This is a genomic window from Pseudomonas koreensis (assembly GCF_012986595.1).
In the GTDB taxonomy this organism is placed as follows: domain Bacteria; phylum Pseudomonadota; class Gammaproteobacteria; order Pseudomonadales; family Pseudomonadaceae; genus Aquipseudomonas; species Aquipseudomonas koreensis.
In genome coordinates this window covers 886,599-904,872 of sequence record NZ_JAAQYM010000001.1, presented here as the reverse complement: position 1 = coordinate 904,872, position 18,274 = coordinate 886,599, and the positions used below count along the sequence as shown (strand labels likewise).

24 protein-coding genes are annotated in these 18,274 nt (G+C 60.1%); 14 read left to right on the top strand and 10 right to left on the bottom strand.

Features of this window, described 5'->3' with window-relative positions; genetic code table 11:
* Positions 1-9: 9 nt before the first annotated feature.
* From pmbA to HBN98_RS04315, 6 genes are all read left to right on the top strand, one after another.
* Positions 10-1,356: a metalloprotease PmbA gene (gene pmbA / locus HBN98_RS04340; protein WP_064585976.1), complete on the top strand. Its 1,347-nt coding sequence runs from the start codon at positions 10-12 to the stop codon at positions 1,354-1,356.
* A gap of 151 nt (positions 1,357-1,507) precedes the next feature.
* Positions 1,508-1,915, top strand: a complete 408-nt coding sequence (locus HBN98_RS04335; protein WP_064585977.1) for a hypothetical protein — start codon at positions 1,508-1,510, stop codon at positions 1,913-1,915.
* Positions 1,896-3,272 (top strand): class II fumarate hydratase, encoded by a 1,377-nt coding sequence (locus tag HBN98_RS04330; RefSeq protein WP_083367008.1) that lies wholly within the window; start codon positions 1,896-1,898, stop codon positions 3,270-3,272. The genes HBN98_RS04335 and HBN98_RS04330 overlap by 20 nt, the downstream gene beginning before the upstream one ends.
* A gap of 27 nt (positions 3,273-3,299) precedes the next feature.
* A complete protein-coding gene (locus HBN98_RS04325; RefSeq protein WP_064585979.1) occupies positions 3,300-3,740 on the top strand; it encodes a hypothetical protein in 441 nt (146 codons plus the stop codon).
* Positions 3,741-3,742: 2 nt separating this feature from the next.
* Complete coding sequence (locus tag HBN98_RS04320; RefSeq protein WP_083367007.1) at positions 3,743-4,354, top strand: superoxide dismutase; 612 nt, start codon at positions 3,743-3,745, stop codon at positions 4,352-4,354.
* Positions 4,355-4,384: 30 nt separating this feature from the next.
* Positions 4,385-5,278, top strand: coding sequence for a ZIP family metal transporter (locus HBN98_RS04315; RefSeq protein WP_083367006.1), 894 nt, complete (start codon positions 4,385-4,387; stop codon positions 5,276-5,278).
* Positions 5,279-5,408: 130 nt separating this feature from the next.
* Here HBN98_RS04315 and HBN98_RS04310 read toward each other — a convergent pair whose 3' ends face one another.
* The 10 genes from HBN98_RS04310 to HBN98_RS04265 form a co-directional block, all read right to left on the bottom strand.
* Complete coding sequence (locus tag HBN98_RS04310; protein WP_047291306.1) at positions 5,409-5,684, bottom strand: HPr family phosphocarrier protein; 276 nt, start codon at positions 5,682-5,684, stop codon at positions 5,409-5,411.
* 15 nt (positions 5,685-5,699) lie between these two features.
* Positions 5,700-6,557 carry an RNase adapter RapZ gene (rapZ, locus tag HBN98_RS04305; RefSeq protein WP_064585983.1) on the bottom strand — a complete coding sequence of 286 codons (858 nt, stop codon included), beginning with the start codon at positions 6,555-6,557 and terminating at the stop codon, positions 5,700-5,702.
* A gap of 2 nt (positions 6,558-6,559) precedes the next feature.
* Positions 6,560-7,024 (bottom strand): PTS IIA-like nitrogen regulatory protein PtsN, encoded by a 465-nt coding sequence (gene ptsN, locus HBN98_RS04300; RefSeq protein WP_025109459.1) that lies wholly within the window; start codon positions 7,022-7,024, stop codon positions 6,560-6,562.
* A gap of 11 nt (positions 7,025-7,035) precedes the next feature.
* The gene (gene hpf, locus HBN98_RS04295) at positions 7,036-7,344 is read right to left on the bottom strand and encodes a ribosome hibernation-promoting factor, HPF/YfiA family (RefSeq protein WP_064585984.1); all 309 of its coding nucleotides are present in this window, start codon (positions 7,342-7,344) and stop codon (positions 7,036-7,038) included.
* Positions 7,345-7,417: 73 nt separating this feature from the next.
* A complete protein-coding gene (locus HBN98_RS04290) occupies positions 7,418-8,911 on the bottom strand; it encodes an RNA polymerase factor sigma-54 (protein WP_064585985.1) in 1,494 nt (497 codons plus the stop codon).
* A 188-nt stretch (positions 8,912-9,099) separates the two neighbouring features.
* Positions 9,100-9,825 (bottom strand): LPS export ABC transporter ATP-binding protein, encoded by a 726-nt coding sequence (lptB, locus tag HBN98_RS04285; RefSeq protein WP_003221693.1) that lies wholly within the window; start codon positions 9,823-9,825, stop codon positions 9,100-9,102.
* Positions 9,825-10,370 (bottom strand): lipopolysaccharide transport periplasmic protein LptA, encoded by a 546-nt coding sequence (gene lptA / locus HBN98_RS04280; protein WP_083367005.1) that lies wholly within the window; start codon positions 10,368-10,370, stop codon positions 9,825-9,827. The genes lptB and lptA overlap by 1 nt, the downstream gene beginning before the upstream one ends.
* Positions 10,357-10,929 (bottom strand): LPS export ABC transporter periplasmic protein LptC, encoded by a 573-nt coding sequence (lptC, locus tag HBN98_RS04275; RefSeq protein WP_064585987.1) that lies wholly within the window; start codon positions 10,927-10,929, stop codon positions 10,357-10,359. The genes lptA and lptC overlap by 14 nt, the downstream gene beginning before the upstream one ends.
* A gap of 8 nt (positions 10,930-10,937) precedes the next feature.
* Positions 10,938-11,462 carry a KdsC family phosphatase gene (locus tag HBN98_RS04270; protein WP_007967216.1) on the bottom strand — a complete coding sequence of 175 codons (525 nt, stop codon included), beginning with the start codon at positions 11,460-11,462 and terminating at the stop codon, positions 10,938-10,940.
* The gene (locus HBN98_RS04265) at positions 11,462-12,436 is read right to left on the bottom strand and encodes a KpsF/GutQ family sugar-phosphate isomerase (RefSeq protein WP_064585989.1); all 975 of its coding nucleotides are present in this window, start codon (positions 12,434-12,436) and stop codon (positions 11,462-11,464) included. Before HBN98_RS04265 ends, HBN98_RS04270 begins: the two co-directional genes overlap by 1 nt.
* Positions 12,437-12,712: 276 nt before the next feature.
* Here HBN98_RS04265 and HBN98_RS04260 point away from each other — a divergent pair, with 276 nt between their 5' ends.
* The 8 genes from HBN98_RS04260 (at position 12,713) to hisG (ending at position 18,160) form a co-directional block, all read left to right on the top strand.
* Entirely contained in the window at positions 12,713-13,522 is an 810-nt protein-coding gene (locus tag HBN98_RS04260) for an ATP-binding cassette domain-containing protein (protein ID WP_003221703.1), read from the top strand.
* A complete protein-coding gene (gene mlaE / locus HBN98_RS04255) occupies positions 13,522-14,319 on the top strand; it encodes a lipid asymmetry maintenance ABC transporter permease subunit MlaE (RefSeq protein ID WP_027610851.1) in 798 nt (265 codons plus the stop codon). The genes HBN98_RS04260 and mlaE overlap by 1 nt, the downstream gene beginning before the upstream one ends.
* Positions 14,319-14,786 carry an outer membrane lipid asymmetry maintenance protein MlaD gene (gene mlaD / locus HBN98_RS04250; protein WP_007967220.1) on the top strand — a complete coding sequence of 156 codons (468 nt, stop codon included), beginning with the start codon at positions 14,319-14,321 and terminating at the stop codon, positions 14,784-14,786. Before mlaE ends, mlaD begins: the two co-directional genes overlap by 1 nt.
* A gap of 11 nt (positions 14,787-14,797) precedes the next feature.
* On the top strand, positions 14,798-15,451 hold the full coding sequence (locus tag HBN98_RS04245) for an MlaC/ttg2D family ABC transporter substrate-binding protein (protein WP_064585990.1): 654 nt from the start codon (positions 14,798-14,800) through the stop codon (positions 15,449-15,451).
* The gene (locus HBN98_RS04240) at positions 15,448-15,753 is read left to right on the top strand and encodes an STAS domain-containing protein (protein WP_027610853.1); all 306 of its coding nucleotides are present in this window, start codon (positions 15,448-15,450) and stop codon (positions 15,751-15,753) included. Before HBN98_RS04245 ends, HBN98_RS04240 begins: the two co-directional genes overlap by 4 nt.
* Positions 15,754-15,869: 116 nt before the next feature.
* Positions 15,870-16,109 (top strand): BolA family protein, encoded by a 240-nt coding sequence (locus HBN98_RS04235; protein WP_007912386.1) that lies wholly within the window; start codon positions 15,870-15,872, stop codon positions 16,107-16,109.
* 22 nt (positions 16,110-16,131) lie between these two features.
* Positions 16,132-17,397 (top strand): UDP-N-acetylglucosamine 1-carboxyvinyltransferase, encoded by a 1,266-nt coding sequence (murA, locus tag HBN98_RS04230; protein WP_064585991.1) that lies wholly within the window; start codon positions 16,132-16,134, stop codon positions 17,395-17,397.
* 127 nt (positions 17,398-17,524) lie between these two features.
* Entirely contained in the window at positions 17,525-18,160 is a 636-nt protein-coding gene (gene hisG / locus HBN98_RS04225; RefSeq protein WP_007912384.1) for an ATP phosphoribosyltransferase, read from the top strand.
* Positions 18,161-18,274: the final 114 nt, after the last annotated feature.

Genomic DNA, 18,274 nt, shown 5'->3' with positions numbered 1-18,274 from the left:
GAGATGAGCATGAGTGCAGTTCAAAGCGTCGGCCCGCAGGCATTGCCGGCACTGCAGGAACAGGTCGAGCAGATCATCGCCGAAGCCAAGCGTCAGGGCGCCAGTGCCTGCGAAGTCGCAGTGTCGCTGGAGCAGGGTTTGTCGACGTCGGTGCGCCAGCGTGAAGTCGAGACGGTCGAATTCAACCGCGACCAGGGTTTCGGCATCACCCTGTACGTCGGCCAGCGCAAAGGCTCGGCCAGCACCTCCGCCACCGGGCCTGACGCGATTCGTGAAACCGTCGCCGCCGCACTGGCGATCGCCAAGCACACCTCTGAAGACGAAGCTTCGGGCCTGGCTGATGCGGCGCTGATGGCCAAGGATCAGCAGGATTTCGACCTGTTCCACGAATGGGACATCACCCCGGAGCAGGCCATCGAGAAGGCGTTGCTCTGTGAAGCGGCGGCGTTCGACGCCGATGCGCGGATCAAGAACGCTGACGGCACCACCCTCAGCACCCATCAGGGCTGCCGCGTGTATGGCAACAGCCACGGTTTCGTCGGCGGTTACGCGTCGACCCGACACAGCCTCAGTTGCGTGATGATCGCCGAGGCCGACGGCCAGATGCAGCGTGATTACTGGTATGACGTCAATCGCCAGGGCAGTCTGCTGGCGGATCCGGTGAGTATCGGCCAGCGTGCCGCACAACGAGCAGCGAGCCGTCTGGGCGCGCGTCCGGTACCGACCTGCGAAGTGCCGGTGCTGTTTTCCGCCGAGCTGGCGGGCGGATTGTTCGGCAGCTTCCTCTCGGCGATTTCCGGCGGCAGCCTGTACCGCAAGTCCTCGTTCCTTGAAGGCACGCTGGGGCAGAAGCTGTTTCCGGAATGGCTGACCATCGACGAGCGTCCACACCTGATGCGCGCCATGGGCAGTGCGTCCTACGACGGTGATGGCCTGGCTACCTATGCCAAACCGTTCGTCGAGAAGGGTGAGCTGGTGTCGTACATCCTTGGTACGTACTCCGGGCGCAAACTCGGCATGCCGAGCACCGCCAACGCTGGCGGCGTGCACAACCTGTTCGTGACCCACGGTGATGAAGACCAGGCGGCATTGCTGCGCCGTATGGGCCGTGGCCTGTTGGTGACCGAGCTGATGGGCCATGGCTTGAACATGGTCACTGGCGACTATTCGCGCGGGGCGGCGGGTTTCTGGGTCGAGAACGGCGAAATCCAGTTCGCGGTGCAGGAAGTGACCATCGCCGGCAACATGCGCGATATGTTCAAGCAGATCGTTGCGGTCGGTAATGATCTGGAACTGCGCAGCAACATTCGTACGGGCTCGGTGCTGATCGAGCGGATGACTGTCGCGGGCAGCTGACCTCCAATTCCGCTACGCAAAAAGGCGCGCCACCCAATTCGGATGGCGCGCCTTTTTTATGTCCAGCTTCGGCAGCTCCTGCCAAGGCACTCTTGTTTTGGTTCTCATTATCATCTAATAATGAATCTCATCTCCGAACGAGTCCCGGATCATGAGTTCTGCCTTGCACGAGCAGCCGTACCTCGAAAGCTGGCGCTGGATGAGTCGCCAGATCCGCTGCGCGATGGATCCTGACGAACCGCGCCTGATCGAACATTACCTGGCCGAGGGCCGTTATCTGGCCTGCTGCACAGCTACCTCTCCCTGGACCATCGCTGAAACCGCCTTCCGTCTGCTGCTCGACACGGCCACCGACATCGCGTTGCCGTGGCACTGGCGCAGCCTGTGTCTTGATCAAGCCTGGCGTCCGTTGCGTGAAATGGAGCGCCTGTCGCTGTGCAACTGCCGGCTCCAGCGTTGGCAGCGCTACACCTGGCAGCTCGCCACCTGCGAGTTGCAACCCTCGATTCCTCTCATTGAATTAGTCCAAGGATTTACCGATGACCAAGACACGTATTGAGCGCGACAGCATGGGCGAACTGCAGGTGCCGGTGGACGCTCTCTACGGCGCGCAGACCCAGCGTGCGGTGGATAACTTCCCGATCAGCGGTAAACCGATGCCGACCCAATTCATTCGCGCGCTGATCCTCGCCAAAGCCGCCGCGGCGCGGGCCAACGTCGAACTCAATCAGCTCAGCGCGGCGCAAGGCAAGGCCATCAGTGACGCGGCGCAAGGCCTGCTCGAAGGCGACTTCATGCAGCATTTTCCAGTGGATATCTTCCAGACCGGTTCCGGCACCAGCTCCAACATGAACGCCAACGAAGTGATCGCGACCCTCGCCAGCCGTCTGCTGGACGAACCGGTCAATCCGAACGATCACGTCAACTGCGGCCAGAGCAGCAACGACATCATTCCGACCACCATCCACGTCAGTGCCACCCTGGCGTTGCACGAGCAATTGCTGCCGGCGCTGCTGCACCTGGTACAGGTCATCGAAAACAAAGCCGGGCAGGTGCACCAGCACGTCAAAACCGGTCGCACGCACTTGATGGACGCGATGCCGGTGCGCATGAGTCAGGTGCTCAATGGCTGGGCGCAGCAGCTCAAGGCCAACATCGCTCACCTGCAGGATTTGCTGCCAAGCCTGCAATCGCTGGCGCAGGGCGGCACGGCGGTGGGAACCGGGATCAACGCCCACCCGGAATTCGCCGCGCGCTTCAGTCGCCACCTGAGTCAGCTGACCCATGTGCAGTTCACCCCGGGCAAGGATCTGTTTGCCCTGATCGGTTCGCAGGACACCGCCGTTGCGGTCTCCGGCCAGCTCAAGGCCACCGCCGTGTCGCTGATGAAAATCGCCAATGATCTGCGCTGGATGAACTCCGGTCCGCTCGCCGGTCTCGGTGAAATCGAACTCGAGGGCCTGCAACCGGGCTCGTCGATCATGCCGGGCAAGGTCAACCCGGTGATCCCGGAAGCCACCGCGATGGTTGCCGCCCAAGTGATCGGCAACGACTCGGTGATCACCATCGCCGGGCAGTCGGGCAACTTCGAGCTGAACGTGATGCTGCCGGTCATTGCCCAGAACCTGCTGAGCAGCATCGAGTTGTTGGCCAATGCCAGCCGTCTGCTTGGTGACAAGGCCATCGCCAGCTTCAAGGTCAATGAGGCACGACTCAAGGAAGCGTTGGCGCGCAACCCGATTCTGGTCACCGCGCTCAACCCGATCATTGGCTACCAGAAAGCTGCCGAAATCGCCAAGCAAGCCTACAAGCAGGGCCGCCCGGTGATCGACGTCGCGCTGGAGCACACCGACCTGTCACGCAGCCAGCTGGAAGAGTTGCTCAACCCCGAGAAACTCACCGCTGGCGGCGTGTAAATACCGCAACCGCTTTGGAGGTTCACCATGGAGCACTGGAAACGCACGATCGAACGGGCCAATCGCTGCTTCATGCTCGGCGAGCTGATCGATGCCCGCGAGGCTTACCTGCAAGCCCTGGCCCTGGCGCAAGTGCTGTTCGAACGCTGGGCCGATGCCGACGAAGCGGTGGCGGCCTGCGTCGTCTCCCACCACAACCTCGCGGATCTGCACCTGCGCCTGAATCAACCGGAGGAGAGCGCCGAATACCTTTGCGCGATTCATCAACGGCTGTTGCAGACCATGCAGGACGAGCGCCTGCGTCCGGCCCTGCGGGAAGCGGCGTTGCGCCAGAGCAGCAAGACCTACGTCGAACTGCTGAATTTCATCAGCGAGCACGGCGAATACCCGCGCACCCAGCGTCTGCTGCATCCGGATACCGGCAATGCGCGTCGCGCGCCAGCCACACATCACCATGGAGTTCACTGAAAATGGCTTTTACGTTGCCTGCCTTGCCGTACGCCTACGACGCCTTGGAACCGCATATCGATGCGCAGACCATGGAAATCCACTACACCAAGCACCACCAGACCTACATCAACAACCTCAACGCGGCGGTTGAAGGCACCGAGTTTGCCGAGTGGCCGGTTGAAAAACTGGTCGCCAGCGTCCAGCAATTGCCGGAAAAACTCCGCGCGGCCGTGATCAATCAGGGCGGCGGACACGCCAACCACTCGCTGTTCTGGGAAGTCATGGTGCCCAACGGTGGTGGCAAGCCTGATGGCGCGCTGGCCCAGGCAATCGATGAACAACTGGGCGGGCTCGAGCGTTTCAAGGAAGCGTTCACCAAAGCCGCGTTGACCCGGTTCGGCAGTGGCTGGGCCTGGCTCAGCGTCACACCCGACAAGAAACTGATCGTGGAAAGCAGCGGCAATCAGGACAGCCCGCTGATGAACGGCAATACGCCGATTCTCGGTCTGGACGTCTGGGAGCACGCCTACTACCTGCGTTATCAAAACCGTCGCCCGGAATACATCAACGCGTTCTACAACGTGATCAACTGGCCGGAAGTCGCCGCGCGTTATCAGGCCGCACTGGTTTAAGTCTTCTATAAAAACAATCCAAGGCTGACTATGGGCACTGAGACACTGACGATCGGCGGTGGGCGTATGTTTCGTTACGCCGTGGGATCGTTGTTGCTGTTGGCGGGCATGACCTTGCTGGTCGCCCATGGACTGGAGTGGCTAAGTCTGGAGCCGCGACTGTCGCGGGCGTTGCAGGGTGGTGCGATCTGCGCACTCGGCACAGCGCTTGGCGCTGTTCCGGTGCTGGTCATTCGCAACATGCCACAGGCACTTGGCGATACGTTGCTGGGGTTTGGAGCAGGGGTGATGCTGGCCGCGACGGCGTTTTCGCTGATCGTGCCCGGCATCGCAGCCGCTGAAAGCCTGGGTCTGACACCATGGGCCGCCAGTGGCCTGATCTGCTTTGGCATCCTGCTCGGTGCGTGTGCCCTGTATCTGGTGGATCTGCGCTTGTCCGGCGCCTCTGCGCAAATGCTGGTCGGCACCCTTGAACACCCGGTGATTCCACCGCGAATCTGGCTGTTCGTCTTCGCGATCATTGCCCACAACATTCCTGAAGGCATGGCGGTCGGCGTGTCGGCGGGCGGCGGCATGCCCGACGCGGACAGCCTGGCGATGGGCATTGCCTTGCAGGATGTGCCGGAAGGGCTGGTGATTGCGCTGGTGTTGGCCGGGGCGGGGATGTCGCGGGTCAAGGCGTTCGTGATCGGCGCAGCGTCAGGTCTGGTCGAGCCGGTGTTTGCCCTGTTGTGTGCGTGGCTGGTCGGCCTGGCGGAGCTGTTGTTGCCATTGGGGCTGGCACTGGCGGCGGGAGCGATGTTGCTGGTGGTGACCCATGAGGTGATCCCCGAGTCGCGACGCAATGGTCATGACAAGCTCGCCAGTCTTGGCTTGCTGATCGGGTTCTGTCTGATGATGGTGATGGATACGGCGTTGGGTTGAGTTGAATTGTGGCGAGGGAGCTTGCTCCCGCTGGGCTGCGAAGCGGCCCCATTCGCTATCTGCCAGTTGCACCGTATTGACGACTGCTACGCAGCCGAGCGGGAGCAAGCTCCCTCGCCACAACAGGCGATCAACCGCCTTCGTCGAAGTAGTTGTTGATCAATGCCACCAGCGCATCCAGCGCTTCCTTTTCCTGATGGCCTTCGGTGCTCAGATAGATTTTGGTGCCCTTGCCGGCGGCGAGCATCATCATCGCCATGATGCTTTTGCCGTCAACGGTGGTCTCCGGCGTGCGCCCCACTCTGATCGTGCAATCCGGGAACTGGCCCGCTACCCCGACGAACTTGGCCGACGCTCGGGCATGCAAACCCAGTTTATTGATGATTTCGATTTCCAGAGCAGGCATCGCGGTGTGAATCCTTTAAGTGAGGTCGCGGTGGCGAACCTGGACGTTCTTCAGGGTTTTCTGCAGGGCCTGACCCAGGCGTTCGGTCAGGTAAACGGAGCGGTGATGCCCGCCGGTGCAGCCAATGGCAATGGTGACATAGGCGCGGTTGCTCGCGGCGAAGCGCGGCAGCCATTTATTCAGATAGCCGTAGATGTCCTGAAACATCTCTTCGACTTCCGGCTGCGCCGCGAGGTATTCGGCGACCGGTGCATCGAGACCCGATTGCGCGCGAAGTTCCGGCTTCCAGTACGGATTGGGCAGGCAGCGTACGTCGAACACCAGGTCCGCATCCACCGGCATGCCGCGCTTGAAGCCGAACGACTCGACCAGAAAGGCCGTGCCCGGCTCTGGCTGGTTCAGCAGGCGCAGCTTGATGGTGTCGCGCAACTGGTACAGGTTCAGATTGGTGGTGTTGACCTTGAGGTCGGCCAGGTCGGCGATCGGGCCGAGCAGGGCGGTCTCGTCATGAATGGCTTCGGCCAGCGAGCGATTGGCGGTGCTCAACGGGTGGCGCCGACGGGTTTCCGAGAAACGCTTGAGCAGGGTTTCCTCGTCGGCATCCAGATAGAGCACGTCGCACTGGATGTGCCGGCTGCGGACTTCTTCCAGGAGCTCGGGGAAGCGCGACAGGTGGCTTGGCAGGTTGCGGGCATCAATCGAAACAGCCACCAGCGGCTGGGCCAGTTCGGTGTGAACCAGAGCGCGTTCGGCGAGTTCGGGCAACAGGCCGGCCGGCAGGTTATCGATGCAGTAGTAGCCGTTGTCCTCAAGGACATCCAGTGCGGTGCTTTTACCCGAGCCGGAGCGGCCGCTGACAATGATCAAGCGCATGATTAGTGACCGTTCTGCTCGCTCAGGACGACCTGATACAAGGCTTCGTTACTCGGTGCGCTGCGCAGTTTTTCGCGCACTTCCTTGCGATCGAGCATGCTGGCGATCTGGCGCAGTAATTCCAGGTGGGCATCGGTGGCCGCTTCCGGGACCAGCAGGACAAACAGCAGGTCAACCGGTGCGCCGTCGATGGCATCGAAATCGATGGGGGCATCAAGGTGCATCAATGCGCTGATAGGCGCTTCGCAGCCTTTGAGGCGGCAGTGGGGAATGGCGATGCCGTTGCCGAAACCGGTGGAACCGAGTTTCTCACGGGCGATCAGCGCCTCGAAGACATCCTGCATCTCCAGATCCGGCACTTCGCGGGCGATCAGGTTGGCAATCTGTTCGAGGGCTTTCTTTTTACTGCCGCCCGGCACGTTCACGAGGGAACGGCCGGGGGTCAGGATACTTTCAAGTCGGATCATGGGGTGGGGGGTTATCGACCGGTCGCGCCCTGGAGCAGGCTCTGGGTCTTTTCCTTATGCTTTTTGAGTTGTTTATCCAGCTTGTCGGTCAAGGCGTCGATCGCCGCGTACATATCGGTATGTTCCGCGTTGGCGACCACTTCGCTGCCGGGTATATGCAAGGTGGCTTCGATTTTCTGCTTCAGTTTTTCGACGCACATCGTGACCTGCACGTTGGTGATCTTGTCGAAATGGCGCTCCAATCGCTGGAGTTTCTCGTTGATGTAAGCGCGCAGAGGTTCGGTCACTTCCAGTTGGTGTCCACTGATGTTGACTTGCATACAGCTTCTCCTTCGTTGCCAGTGCATAAAGCGGCAGGCCGGATAGCCTGCCACTGGAACGCTGTAACGTGGCTTACATCAACCGCTTGCGTTCGCTCGAAGGCGCGATCCCGAGGGATTCGCGGTACTTGGCGACGGTGCGGCGAGCCACCTGAATGCCTTGTGCCTCCAGTAAACCAGCGATCTTGCTGTCACTCAACGGCTTTTTCTGATTTTCCGCCGCAACCAGTTTTTTGATGATCGCGCGGATCGCCGTGGACGAGCATTCGCCGCCTTCGGAGGTGCTGACGTGGCTGGAGAAAAAGTATTTCAGTTCATAAATACCGCGCGGGGTATGCATGAATTTCTGGGTGGTGACCCGGGAAATCGTCGATTCGTGCATGCCGACCGCCTCGGCGATGTCGTGCAGGACCAACGGTTTCATGGCTTCGTCACCGTATTCCAGGAAGCCGCGCTGATGCTCGACGATCTGGGTGGCGACTTTCATCAGGGTTTCGTTGCGGCTTTGCAGGCTCTTGATGAACCAGCGCGCTTCCTGAAGCTGATTGCGCATGAAAGTGTTGTCGGCGCTGGTGTCGGCACGGCGGACGAAGCCTGCATATTGCGCATTGACCCGCAGGCGCGGTACCGACTCCTGGTTCAGCTCGACCAGCCAGCGTTCGTTGTCCTTGCGCACAATGACGTCGGGCACCACGTACTCGGCTTCGGTCGATTCGATCTGCGAACCCGGGCGCGGGTTGAGGCTCTGCACCAGTTCGATGACCTGACGCAGCTCATCTTCCTTGAGCTTCATGCGTCGCATCAGCTGGCTGTAGTCGCGGCTGCCCAGCAGATCGATGTAGTCGCTGACCAGACGTTTGGCTTCGTTCAGCCAAGGGGTCTTGGCGGGCAGCTGACGCAGTTGCAGCAGCAGGCATTCGCTGAGATTGCGCGCACCGATTCCGGCTGGTTCGAATTGCTGGATGCGATGCAGGACGGCTTCGATCTCGTCCAGCTCGATGTCGAGCTCCGGATCAAAGGCGTCGAGAATTTCTTCGAGGGTTTCGTCGAGGTAGCCCTGATTGTTGATGCAGTCGATCAGGGTCACGGCAATCAGGCGATCCGTGTCGGACATTGGCGCCAGGTTCAGCTGCCACAGCAGATGGCTGTGCAGGCTTTCCCCGGCGGAGGTGCGGGTGGTGAAGTCCCACTCGTCGTCATCGCTGGTGGGCAGGCTGCTGGCGCTGGTCTGGTAGACGTCTTCCCAGGCGGTATCGACGGGCAACTCGTTAGGGATGCGCTCGTTCCATTCGCCATCCTCCAGGTTGTCCACCGTCGGGGCGGTTTCCTGATAGGACGGTTCCTGAATCTCGGTATTGGGCTTTTGTTCGGCGTTGTCGGCCAAAGGATCGGAGTTGTCGAAGTCGTCGCCGTCTTCCTGGCGTTCGAGCATCGGATTTGATTCCAGGGCCTCCTGGATTTCCTGTTGCAGGTCCAGGGTGGACAATTGGAGCAGGCGGATGGCCTGTTGCAGCTGCGGTGTCATCGTCAGCTGCTGGCCCATTCTCAAGACTAGCGATGGTTTCATGGCAGGGGCTTAACACCTTATTCGCCGGCGCGCATGCGCCATCCACTACAGGGCGCCGAAGCGCCAAACTTAAGCAAATTATATGCCTGAAACTGTCGTGTTTGCCTAGAGCGCTGTAACAATAAAAGCGTATAAAAATCAGCTTCAACGTTACAGCACCCCAACGGCTGGCCGGGTGTGCTCGCGCTTTAGAGGCGGAACTCGTGGCCCAGGTACACTTCCTTCACCAGATCGTTGGCGAGGATGGTTGCAGCGTCACCTTCGGCGATCAATTGACCGTCGTTGACGATGTAAGCGGTTTCGCAGATATCCAGGGTCTCGCGGACGTTGTGGTCGGTGATCAGTACGCCGATGCCCTTGGCTTTGAGGTGATGGATGATCTGCTTGATGTCGCCGACCGAGATCGGGTCGACACCGGCGAACGGTTCGTCGAGCAGGATGAATTTCGGTGCGGTGGCCAGGGCCCGAGCGATTTCCACCCGGCGGCGTTCACCACCGGACAGGCTCATGCCGAGGTTGTCGCGGATGTGGCTGATGTGGAATTCCTGCAGCAGGCTTTCCAGTTCCTTGCGACGCCCGGCCTTGTCGAGTTCGGCGCGGGTCTCGAGGATCGCCATGATGTTGTCGGCTACCGACAGTTTGCGGAAGATCGACGCTTCTTGCGGCAGATAGCCGATACCGGCCTTGGCGCGGCCGTGCATTGGCTGGTGGCTGACGTCCAGATCGTCGATCAGCACACGACCCTGATCGGCCTGCACCAGGCCAACGATCATGTAGAAACAGGTGGTCTTGCCGGCGCCGTTCGGGCCGAGCAAGCCAACGATCTGGCCGCTGTCGATCGACAGGCTGACGTCGCGCACGACCTGGCGGCTTTTATAGGCCTTGGCCAGGTGCTGAGCTTTCAGAGTTGCCATTACTGGGTTTTCTCGTCGGTTTTCTTCTTCGGCTGGATCACCATGTCGATGCGCGGACGCGCTTCAGTGACCTTGCTGCCGGTAGCGCGACCGGCGCTGGCCAGTTTCTTCACGGTGTCGTAGACGATTTTCTCGCCCTGGGTGGTGTTGTTGTCCTTGTCGACAACCTTGGCCTTGTCGATCAGCACGACGCGGTTTTGCGCGGCATGGTACTGGATCGTCACGCCCCAGCCCTGAACTGGCTTGGCGTCGCCAGCGGTTTGCAATTGCTCGAAGTAGGCAAGGTTGCCGACCGAGGTCACGACATCGATGTCTCCGCTCGGGGTGCGGGTGATGGTCACCGTGTTGCCTTTAACGATCATCGAGCCCTGGGTGATGATCACATCACCTTTATAGGTGGCGATGCCGTTCTTGTCGTCCAGTTGTGCGTCGTCGGCCTGAATGCGGATAGGTTGCTGCTGATCGTTCGGCAGAGCCCAGGCGCTCACGCTTCCCAGTGCTGCGCCCAGACTGAGCAAAATAGGGAGGGTTTTAACGAGCCTCATACTGTCCTCTTACGTTCGATTGCAGGTGTATCCTGCTTTCCTTCAAATACGCCTTCATTCCCACGCCAGTCGATACACCGCCAGCGCCGTCGATTCTAACGGGTTGCTCGGTCTGCGCATATTGCTGCTGAGGGAACACCGTCATTCGTGTACTGGTGATCAGGGTGTCGCGGTTCTTTTCATCGGTGCGCTTGATGCGTACCGAGTCGATCAGTTCTACCTGCGTTCCGTCAGGATTCACCTCGCCACGCTCGCTGGTCACGTGCCATGGGAATTCGGTGCCGCGGAACATGTTCAGGTCGGGTTTGGTGACCAGGGTCACGTCCGTCGCTTTCAGGTGCTCGGCCTTGTCGGAGGTCATCTCGTACTGCAGCTTGCCGTCCGGAAGGTATTGCAGGGTATGTGTGTTGGTGGCGTACCAGTCGATGGCCGTGTCTTCGACCTTGACCACAGGTTTGTCGAGGAAACGCTCAGGGCTGATGTTCCAGTAGCCGACCGCCGCAAACATGGCAGCGATACAGCCGAACAGCAGGAAGTTGCGAAATTTTTTGCTAAACATGATTTGGCTCACAGGTACGCGGCGTTGGCCGCATCGAGGCGGCCCTGGGCGCGCAGGATCAATTCGCAGAATTCGCGGGCAGCGCCTTCGCCACCGCGAGCCCGAGTGACGCCATGGGCGTGTTCGCGCACGAAGTCGGCAGCATTGGCAACGGCCATGCCCAGGCCTACACGGCGGATCACCGGCAGGTCAGGCAAGTCGTCACCGAGGTAGGCGACCTGTTCATAGCTTAGGCCCAGTTGCGCCAGCAGGCCGTCCAGAACCACCAATTTGTCCTCGCGACCCTGAAACAGGTGCGGGATACCGAGGTTCTTCGCCCGGCGCTCGACCACAGGTGTCTTGCGACCGCTGATGATCGCAGTTTCGACGCCAGCGTTCATCAGCATTTTGATGCCCTGGCCATCGAGGGTATTGAAAGTCTTGAATTCGCTGCCGTCCTCAAGGAAGTACAGGCGACCGTCGGTGAGGACGCCGTCGACGTCGAATACCGCCAGTTTGATCGCTTTGCCGCGCTGCAGCAGATCGGTTGTCATTACATCACTCCTGCACGCAGCAGATCGGAGAGGTTGAAGGCGCCGATCGGGCGATCTTCTTCATCCACGACAACCAGTGCGTTGATTCGGTGGTCTTCCATGATTTTCAGCGCTTCGGCGGCGAGCATTTCGGGCCGTGCGGTCTTGCCGTGCGCGGTCATGACCTGGTCGATGGTGGCGCTACGGATGTCGATGCTGCGGTCCAGCGTGCGGCGCAGATCGCCATCGGTGAAGATCCCGGCCAGTTTGCCGTCGGCTTCAACAATCGCGGTCATGCCCAGGCCCTTGCGGGTCATTTCCATGAGCGCGTCTTTGAGCAGGGTGCCGCGTTGCACCTGTGGCAGCTCCTGGCCGGCGTGCATGACGTTTTCGACTTTCAGCAGCAGACGTCGGCCCAGCGCGCCGCCCGGGTGGGAAAAAGCGAAATCTTCAGCGGTAAAACCACGGGCTTCCAGCAGCGCCACGGCCAGCGCGTCGCCCATGACCAATGCAGCGGTGGTCGAGGACGTTGGCGCCAGGTTCAACGGGCAGGCTTCATGCTCGACATGCACGTTGAGATTGACCTCGGCGGCCTTGGCCAGCGGCGACTGCGGATTGCCGGTCACGCTGATCAACTGGATGCCCAGGCGTTTGATCAAAGGCAGCAGGGTGACGATTTCGTTGGTCGAGCCGGAGTTGGACAGGGCGAGGATCACGTCGTCGCGGGTGATCATGCCCATGTCGCCGTGGCTGGCTTCGGCTGGATGCACGAAAAACGCCGGGGTGCCGGTGCTGGCCAGGGTTGCAGCAATCTTGTTGCCGACGTGCCCGGATTTGCCCATGCCGACCACGACCACACGGCCTTTGCTGGCCAGAATCATCTCGCAAGCGCGTACGAAATCGGCGTCGATATGGGGCAACAAGCCTTGTACGGCTTCCACTTCGAGGCGGATGGTGCGTTGTGCCGATTGAATCAGGTCGCTGGATTGGCTCATGTCAGAAATCGTATAGCCCGATGAAAAGGCGGCGATTATAGCGGTTATGTTGAAAAGCCTCACGCAAGTTCGTCGTGCTTTGTCATTCCTCGTCACTAAAAACGCCTGAAAAGAGCCGTCAGGCCTGTCATAACGCTGAACACGGACGGCCTTGGGCCTTGGGGGCTTGGCGATTGCAGTGATATAGTTCGCCGCCAGTTCGGCCCGCCCGGGAGGTATGTGCTTTCCAAGGAAAGCCAGGCGTCCGAGTGAGAGGCTGCATCGCAAGGAGTTTAGATGAGTGCCGATAACGCCTACGCGGTCGAGCTGAAGGGAGTCTCCTTCAAGCGCGGTGCGCGCAGCATTTTCAATAACGTCGATATTCGCATCCCGCGCGGCAAGGTCACCGGCATCATGGGGCCTTCCGGGTGTGGCAAGACCACGCTGCTGCGTTTGATGGGTGCGCAATTGCGTCCTTCCAGCGGGGAAGTGTGGGTCAACGGTCAGAACCTGCCGACGCTGTCGCGCAGTGATCTGTTCGATGCGCGAAAGCACATGGGCGTGCTGTTTCAGAGCGGCGCACTGTTCACCGATCTCGATGTGTTCGAGAACGTCGCTTTCCCCCTGCGTGTTCATACCCAATTGCCGGATGAGATGATCCGCGACATCGTCCTGCTCAAATTGCAGGCGGTGGGTCTGCGTGGCGCGATCGAGTTGATGCCCGACGAGCTTTCGGGAGGCATGAAACGTCGTGTTGCCCTGGCTCGTGCGATTGCCCTCGATCCGCAGATTCTCATGTATGACGAGCCGTTCGTCGGTCAGGATCCGATCGCCATGGGCGTGCTGGTCCGTCTGATCCGTCTGCTCAACGATGCGCTGGGCATCACCAGCATCGTGGTGTCCCACGATCTGGCCGAGACCGCGAGCATCGCTGACTACATCTATGTAGTAGGTGATGGTCAGGTGTTGGGGCAGGGTACGCCGGACGAGTTGATGAATTCGGATGAACCCCGTATTCGCCAGTTCATGACCGGTAACCCCGACGGCCCGGTGCCGTACCATTTTCCAGCGACGGATTACCGCGCAGATCTTCTGGGGAAGCGCTGATGCGCAGAATTTCATTGATAGAACGTGTGCGCCGCTTCGGCGAAGCCGCGATCGACGCTGTCGCGGTGTTTGGCCGCGCGACCCTGTTCCTGTTTCACGCCTTGCTCGGTCGTGGTGGCATCAGCGGCGGTTTCGGTCTGCTGGTCAAGCAACTGCATTCGGTTGGCGTGATGTCGCTGGTGATCATCGTCGTGTCCGGGATCTTCATCGGCATGGTGCTGGCGCTGCAGGGCTTCAGTATTCTGTCGAGCTACGGTTCGGAGCAGGCGGTGGGGCAGATGGTGGCCCTGACGTTGCTGCGTGAGCTGGGGCCGGTGGTCACGGCGCTGCTGTTTGCCGGGCGTGCCGGTTCGGCACTGACCGCCGAAATCGGCAACATGAAGTCCACCGAACAGCTTTCCAGCCTGGAAATGATCGGCGTCGATCCGCTCAAATACATTATTGCCCCGCGTCTGTGGGCCGGTTTCATTTCCCTGCCGGTGCTGGCGATGATTTTCAGCGTGGTGGGCATCTGGGGCGGTTCGTGGGTGGCTGTCGACTGGCTTGGGGTGTATGAAGGCTCCTACTGGGCGAACATGCAAAACAGCGTGAACTTCACCAGCGATGTGCTCAACGGCGTCATCAAAAGTGTCGTTTTCGCCTTCGTCGTGACCTGGATCGCCGTATTCCAAGGCTATGACTGTGAGCCCACTTCCGAGGGCATCAGTCGCGCCACCACCAAGACCGTGGTATTCGCCTCGCTGGCGGTACTGGGCCTGGACTTTATTCTGACCGCTTTGATGTTTGGAGATTTCTGATGCAAAACCGCACCCTGGAAATCGGTGTCGGCCTGTTCCTGCTGGCAGGGATCCTGGCCTTGTTACTGCTTGCTCTGCGGGTCAGTGGCCTGTCTCCGACTTCGACCACCGACACCTATAAGCTTTACGCCTACTTCGACAATATCGCCGGTTTGACGGTCAGAGCCAAAGTGACCATGGCCGGTGTGACCATCGGCAAGGTCACGGCCATCGATCTGGATCGCGACAGCTTCACCGGTCGGGTAACCCTGCAGGTGGATAAAAAGGTCGACAACCTGCCGACCGACTCCACAGCGTCTATCCTGACCGCTGGCCTGTTGGGCGAGAAGTACATCGGTATCAGTGTGGGCGGGGAAGATACTCGCCTGAAGGATGGTGGAACCATCCATGACACGCAGTCGTCTCTGGTACTGGAAGACCTGATCGGTAAATTCCTGCTCAATACCGTTAGCAAAGACGCCAAATGAGGAGCTTTTGAATGATCTCTACCTTGCGACGTGGCCTGTTGGTGTTGCTCGCGGCACTGCCGCTGCTGGCCAACGCTGCACCCGGACAGTCGGCGCACGATCTGGTTCAGGACACCACGAACCGGATGCTGGCCGATCTTTCGGCCAATAAAGCGAAGTACAAGCAGGATCCGGCCGACTTCTATGCCGCCCTGAACAGCATTGTCGGTCCGGTGGTGGATGCCGAAGGCATTTCCAAAAGCATCATGACGGTCAAGTATTCGCGCAAGGCTACGCCTGCCCAGATGCAGACCTTCCAGGAAAACTTCAAGAAAGGCCTGTTCCAGTTCTACGGCAACGCCTTGCTCGAATACAACAACCAGGGCATCACGGTTGACCCTGCCAAGGACGAGTCGGGCGATCGCACCAGCGTCGGCATGACCGTCAAGGGCAGCAACGGCGCGATCTACCCTGTGCAGTACACGCTGGAGAAGATCAACGGCGAGTGGAAACTGCGCAACGTGATCATCAACGGCATCAACATCGGCAAGCTGTTCCGTGATCAGTTCGCCGATGCGATGCAACGCAATGGCAACGACCTGGACAAGACCATCAATGGTTGGGCCGGTGAAGTGGCCAAGGCCAAGGAAGAAACCGACAAAGCTGCCGCGAAGCCAGCGCAATGAATGAGGCGGCAGTTCGTATGAGTGATGTCGACGAGCTACTGCTCAGCGGTGTGCTGGACTACCGCACAGGTCCCGACCTGCGCAAGGAAGGCCAGGCGCTGATCAAGTCCAGCAAGGCGGCATCGCTGGTGATCGATTGCTCGGCAGTCAAGAAGTCCAGCAGCGTCGGCTTGTCCTTGCTGCTGTGCTTCATGCGCGATGCCCAGGCGGCCGGCAAGGCCGTCAGCATCCGCGCGATGCCGGAAGACATGCGCGAGATCGCTCAGGTCAGTGAACTGACCGAGTTGCTGGCGCACCCCTGAACCCGCATCGATAAAGAAGCCCCCCGTCAGAGTCCTGCCAATGCGGGGTTCGCAGGCGCGGGGCTTTTTTGTATGATGTCCGACCCGTGCGCACAGGGCGCCGATTGAGGTTGAGCATGCAGGCCGTAGAAGTGAAGAGCTTCCTTGAAGGAAAGCTGCCCGGAACGTTGGTAGAAGTTGAGGGCGAAGGCTGCAATTTCCAGCTGAACGTGATTAGCGATGAACTGGCGGCGTTGAGCCCGGTGAAGCGTCAGCAGCAGATCTATGCCCATTTGAACCCATGGATCACCGATGGCAGCATCCATGCGGTCACTATGAAATTTTTCAGCAGCGCGGCCTGGGCCGAGCGCACCTGAGCCTAAGGGCGTCGAGATTCTTATGGATAAATTGATTATTACCGGCGGCGTTCGTCTTGATGGCGAAATCCGCATCTCCGGGGCAAAGAACTCCGCCCTGCCGATTCTGGCTGCCACCCTGCTGTGCGATGGCCCGGTGACCGTTGGCAACCTGCCACACCTGCACGACATCACCACCATGATCGAGCTGTTCGGTCGCATGGGCATCGAGCCGGTGATCGACGAGAAGCTCAGCGTCGAAATCGATCCGCGCACCATCAAGACCCTGATCGCCCCGTACGAACTGGTGAAAACCATGCGTGCGTCGATCCTGGTACTGGGCCCGATGGTTGCCCGCTTCGGTGAAGCTGAAGTCGCACTGCCTGGCGGTTGCGCCATCGGTTCGCGTCCGGTGGACCTGCACATCCGTGGCCTCGAAGCCATGGGCGCGGTGATCGACGTCGAAGGCGGCTACATCAAGGCCAAGGCGCCTGAAGGTGGCCTGCGCGGCGCAAGTTTCTTCTTCGATACCGTCAGTGTGACCGGTACCGAAAACATCATGATGGCGGCTGCCCTGGCCAAGGGTCGCAGCGTGCTGCAGAACGCCGCGCGCGAGCCGGAAGTCGTCGACCTGGCGAACTTCCTCAACGCCATGGGCGCCAAGGTTTCCGGCGCCGGTACCGACACCATCACCATCGATGGCGTAGAGCGCCTGGGTTCGTGCTTCTATAAAGTCATGCCTGACCGTATCGAAACCGGCACCTACCTGGTGGCCGCAGCGGTTACCGGTGGCCGTGTGAAGGTCAAGGACACCGATCCGACCATCCTCGAAGCCGTTCTGGAAAAGCTCCGCGAAGCCGGTGCTGAAGTCACCAGCGGTGAAGACTGGATCGAGCTGAACATGCACGGCAAGCGTCCAAAAGCGGTCAACGTGCGCACTGCGCCGTACCCGGCGTTCCCGACCGACATGCAGGCCCAGTTCATCTCGCTCAACGCCATTGCCGAAGGCACCGGTGCGGTGATCGAGACCATCTTCGAAAACCGTTTCATGCACGTGTACGAGCTGCACCGCATGGGCGCCAAGATCCAGGTCGAAGGCAACACCGCCATCGTTACCGGTACTGATGTGCTGAAGGGCGCGCCTGTGATGGCGACCGACCTGCGTGCGTCGGCCAGCCTGGTGATCTCGGCCCTGGTCGCCGAAGGCGATACCCTGATCGACCGCATCTACCACATAGATCGTGGTTATGAGTGCATCGAAGAAAAACTGCAGATGCTGGGCGCCAAGATCCGTCGCGTTCCGGGCTGATTGCTGCATGCGGACACAGGGAAGTGTCCACTGAATTTGTTTCGAGTCGAGCCGGTATCCGGCTCGATGTGTGTCCGGCGCCGATTGCGACCGGACATGAGTACCTTGATAAGGACTGACGTTTCCCATGTTGACCATCGCACTGTCCAAGGGCCGCATCCTTGACGACACCCTGCCGCTTCTCGCTGAAGCGGGCATCGTGCCGACCGAGAATCCGGACAAGAGCCGCAAGCTGATCATCCCTACCACTCAGGATGACGTACGTCTGTTGATCGTGCGTGCCACCGACGTGCCGACCTATGTCGAGCATGGCGCGGCCGACCTCGGTGTCGCTGGTAAAGACGTGTTGATGGAATACACCGGCCAGGGCCTGTACGAGCCGCTGGATCTGCAAATTGCCCAGTGCAAGCTGATGACCGCCGGCAAGATCGGTGCGCCGGAGCCCAAGGGCCGTCTGCGCGTGGCGACCAAGTTCGTCAACGTCGCCAAGCGTTACTACGCCGAGCAGGGCCGTCAGGTCGACATCATCAAGCTCTACGGCTCGATGGAACTGGCGCCGCTGATCGGTCTGGCGGACAAGATCATCGACGTGGTCGACACCGGCAACACCCTGCGCGCCAACGGCCTGGAACCTCAGGAACTGATCGCCACGATCAGCTCGCGCCTGGTGGTCAACAAGGCTTCGATGAAGATGCAGCACGCCCGTATTCAGGCGTTGATCGATACCCTGCGCAACGCAGTGGAATCGCGACACCGCGGCTGATTCACCTGCGCGACGCTGAGTCGCGCCCGTCTATCCGCCTCATAGCCAGAATCTCAGGTGCCCAAGCGGAAACGACTGCTAAGTTAGGGCGCCTGAGTTTTTGCCATTCCTATG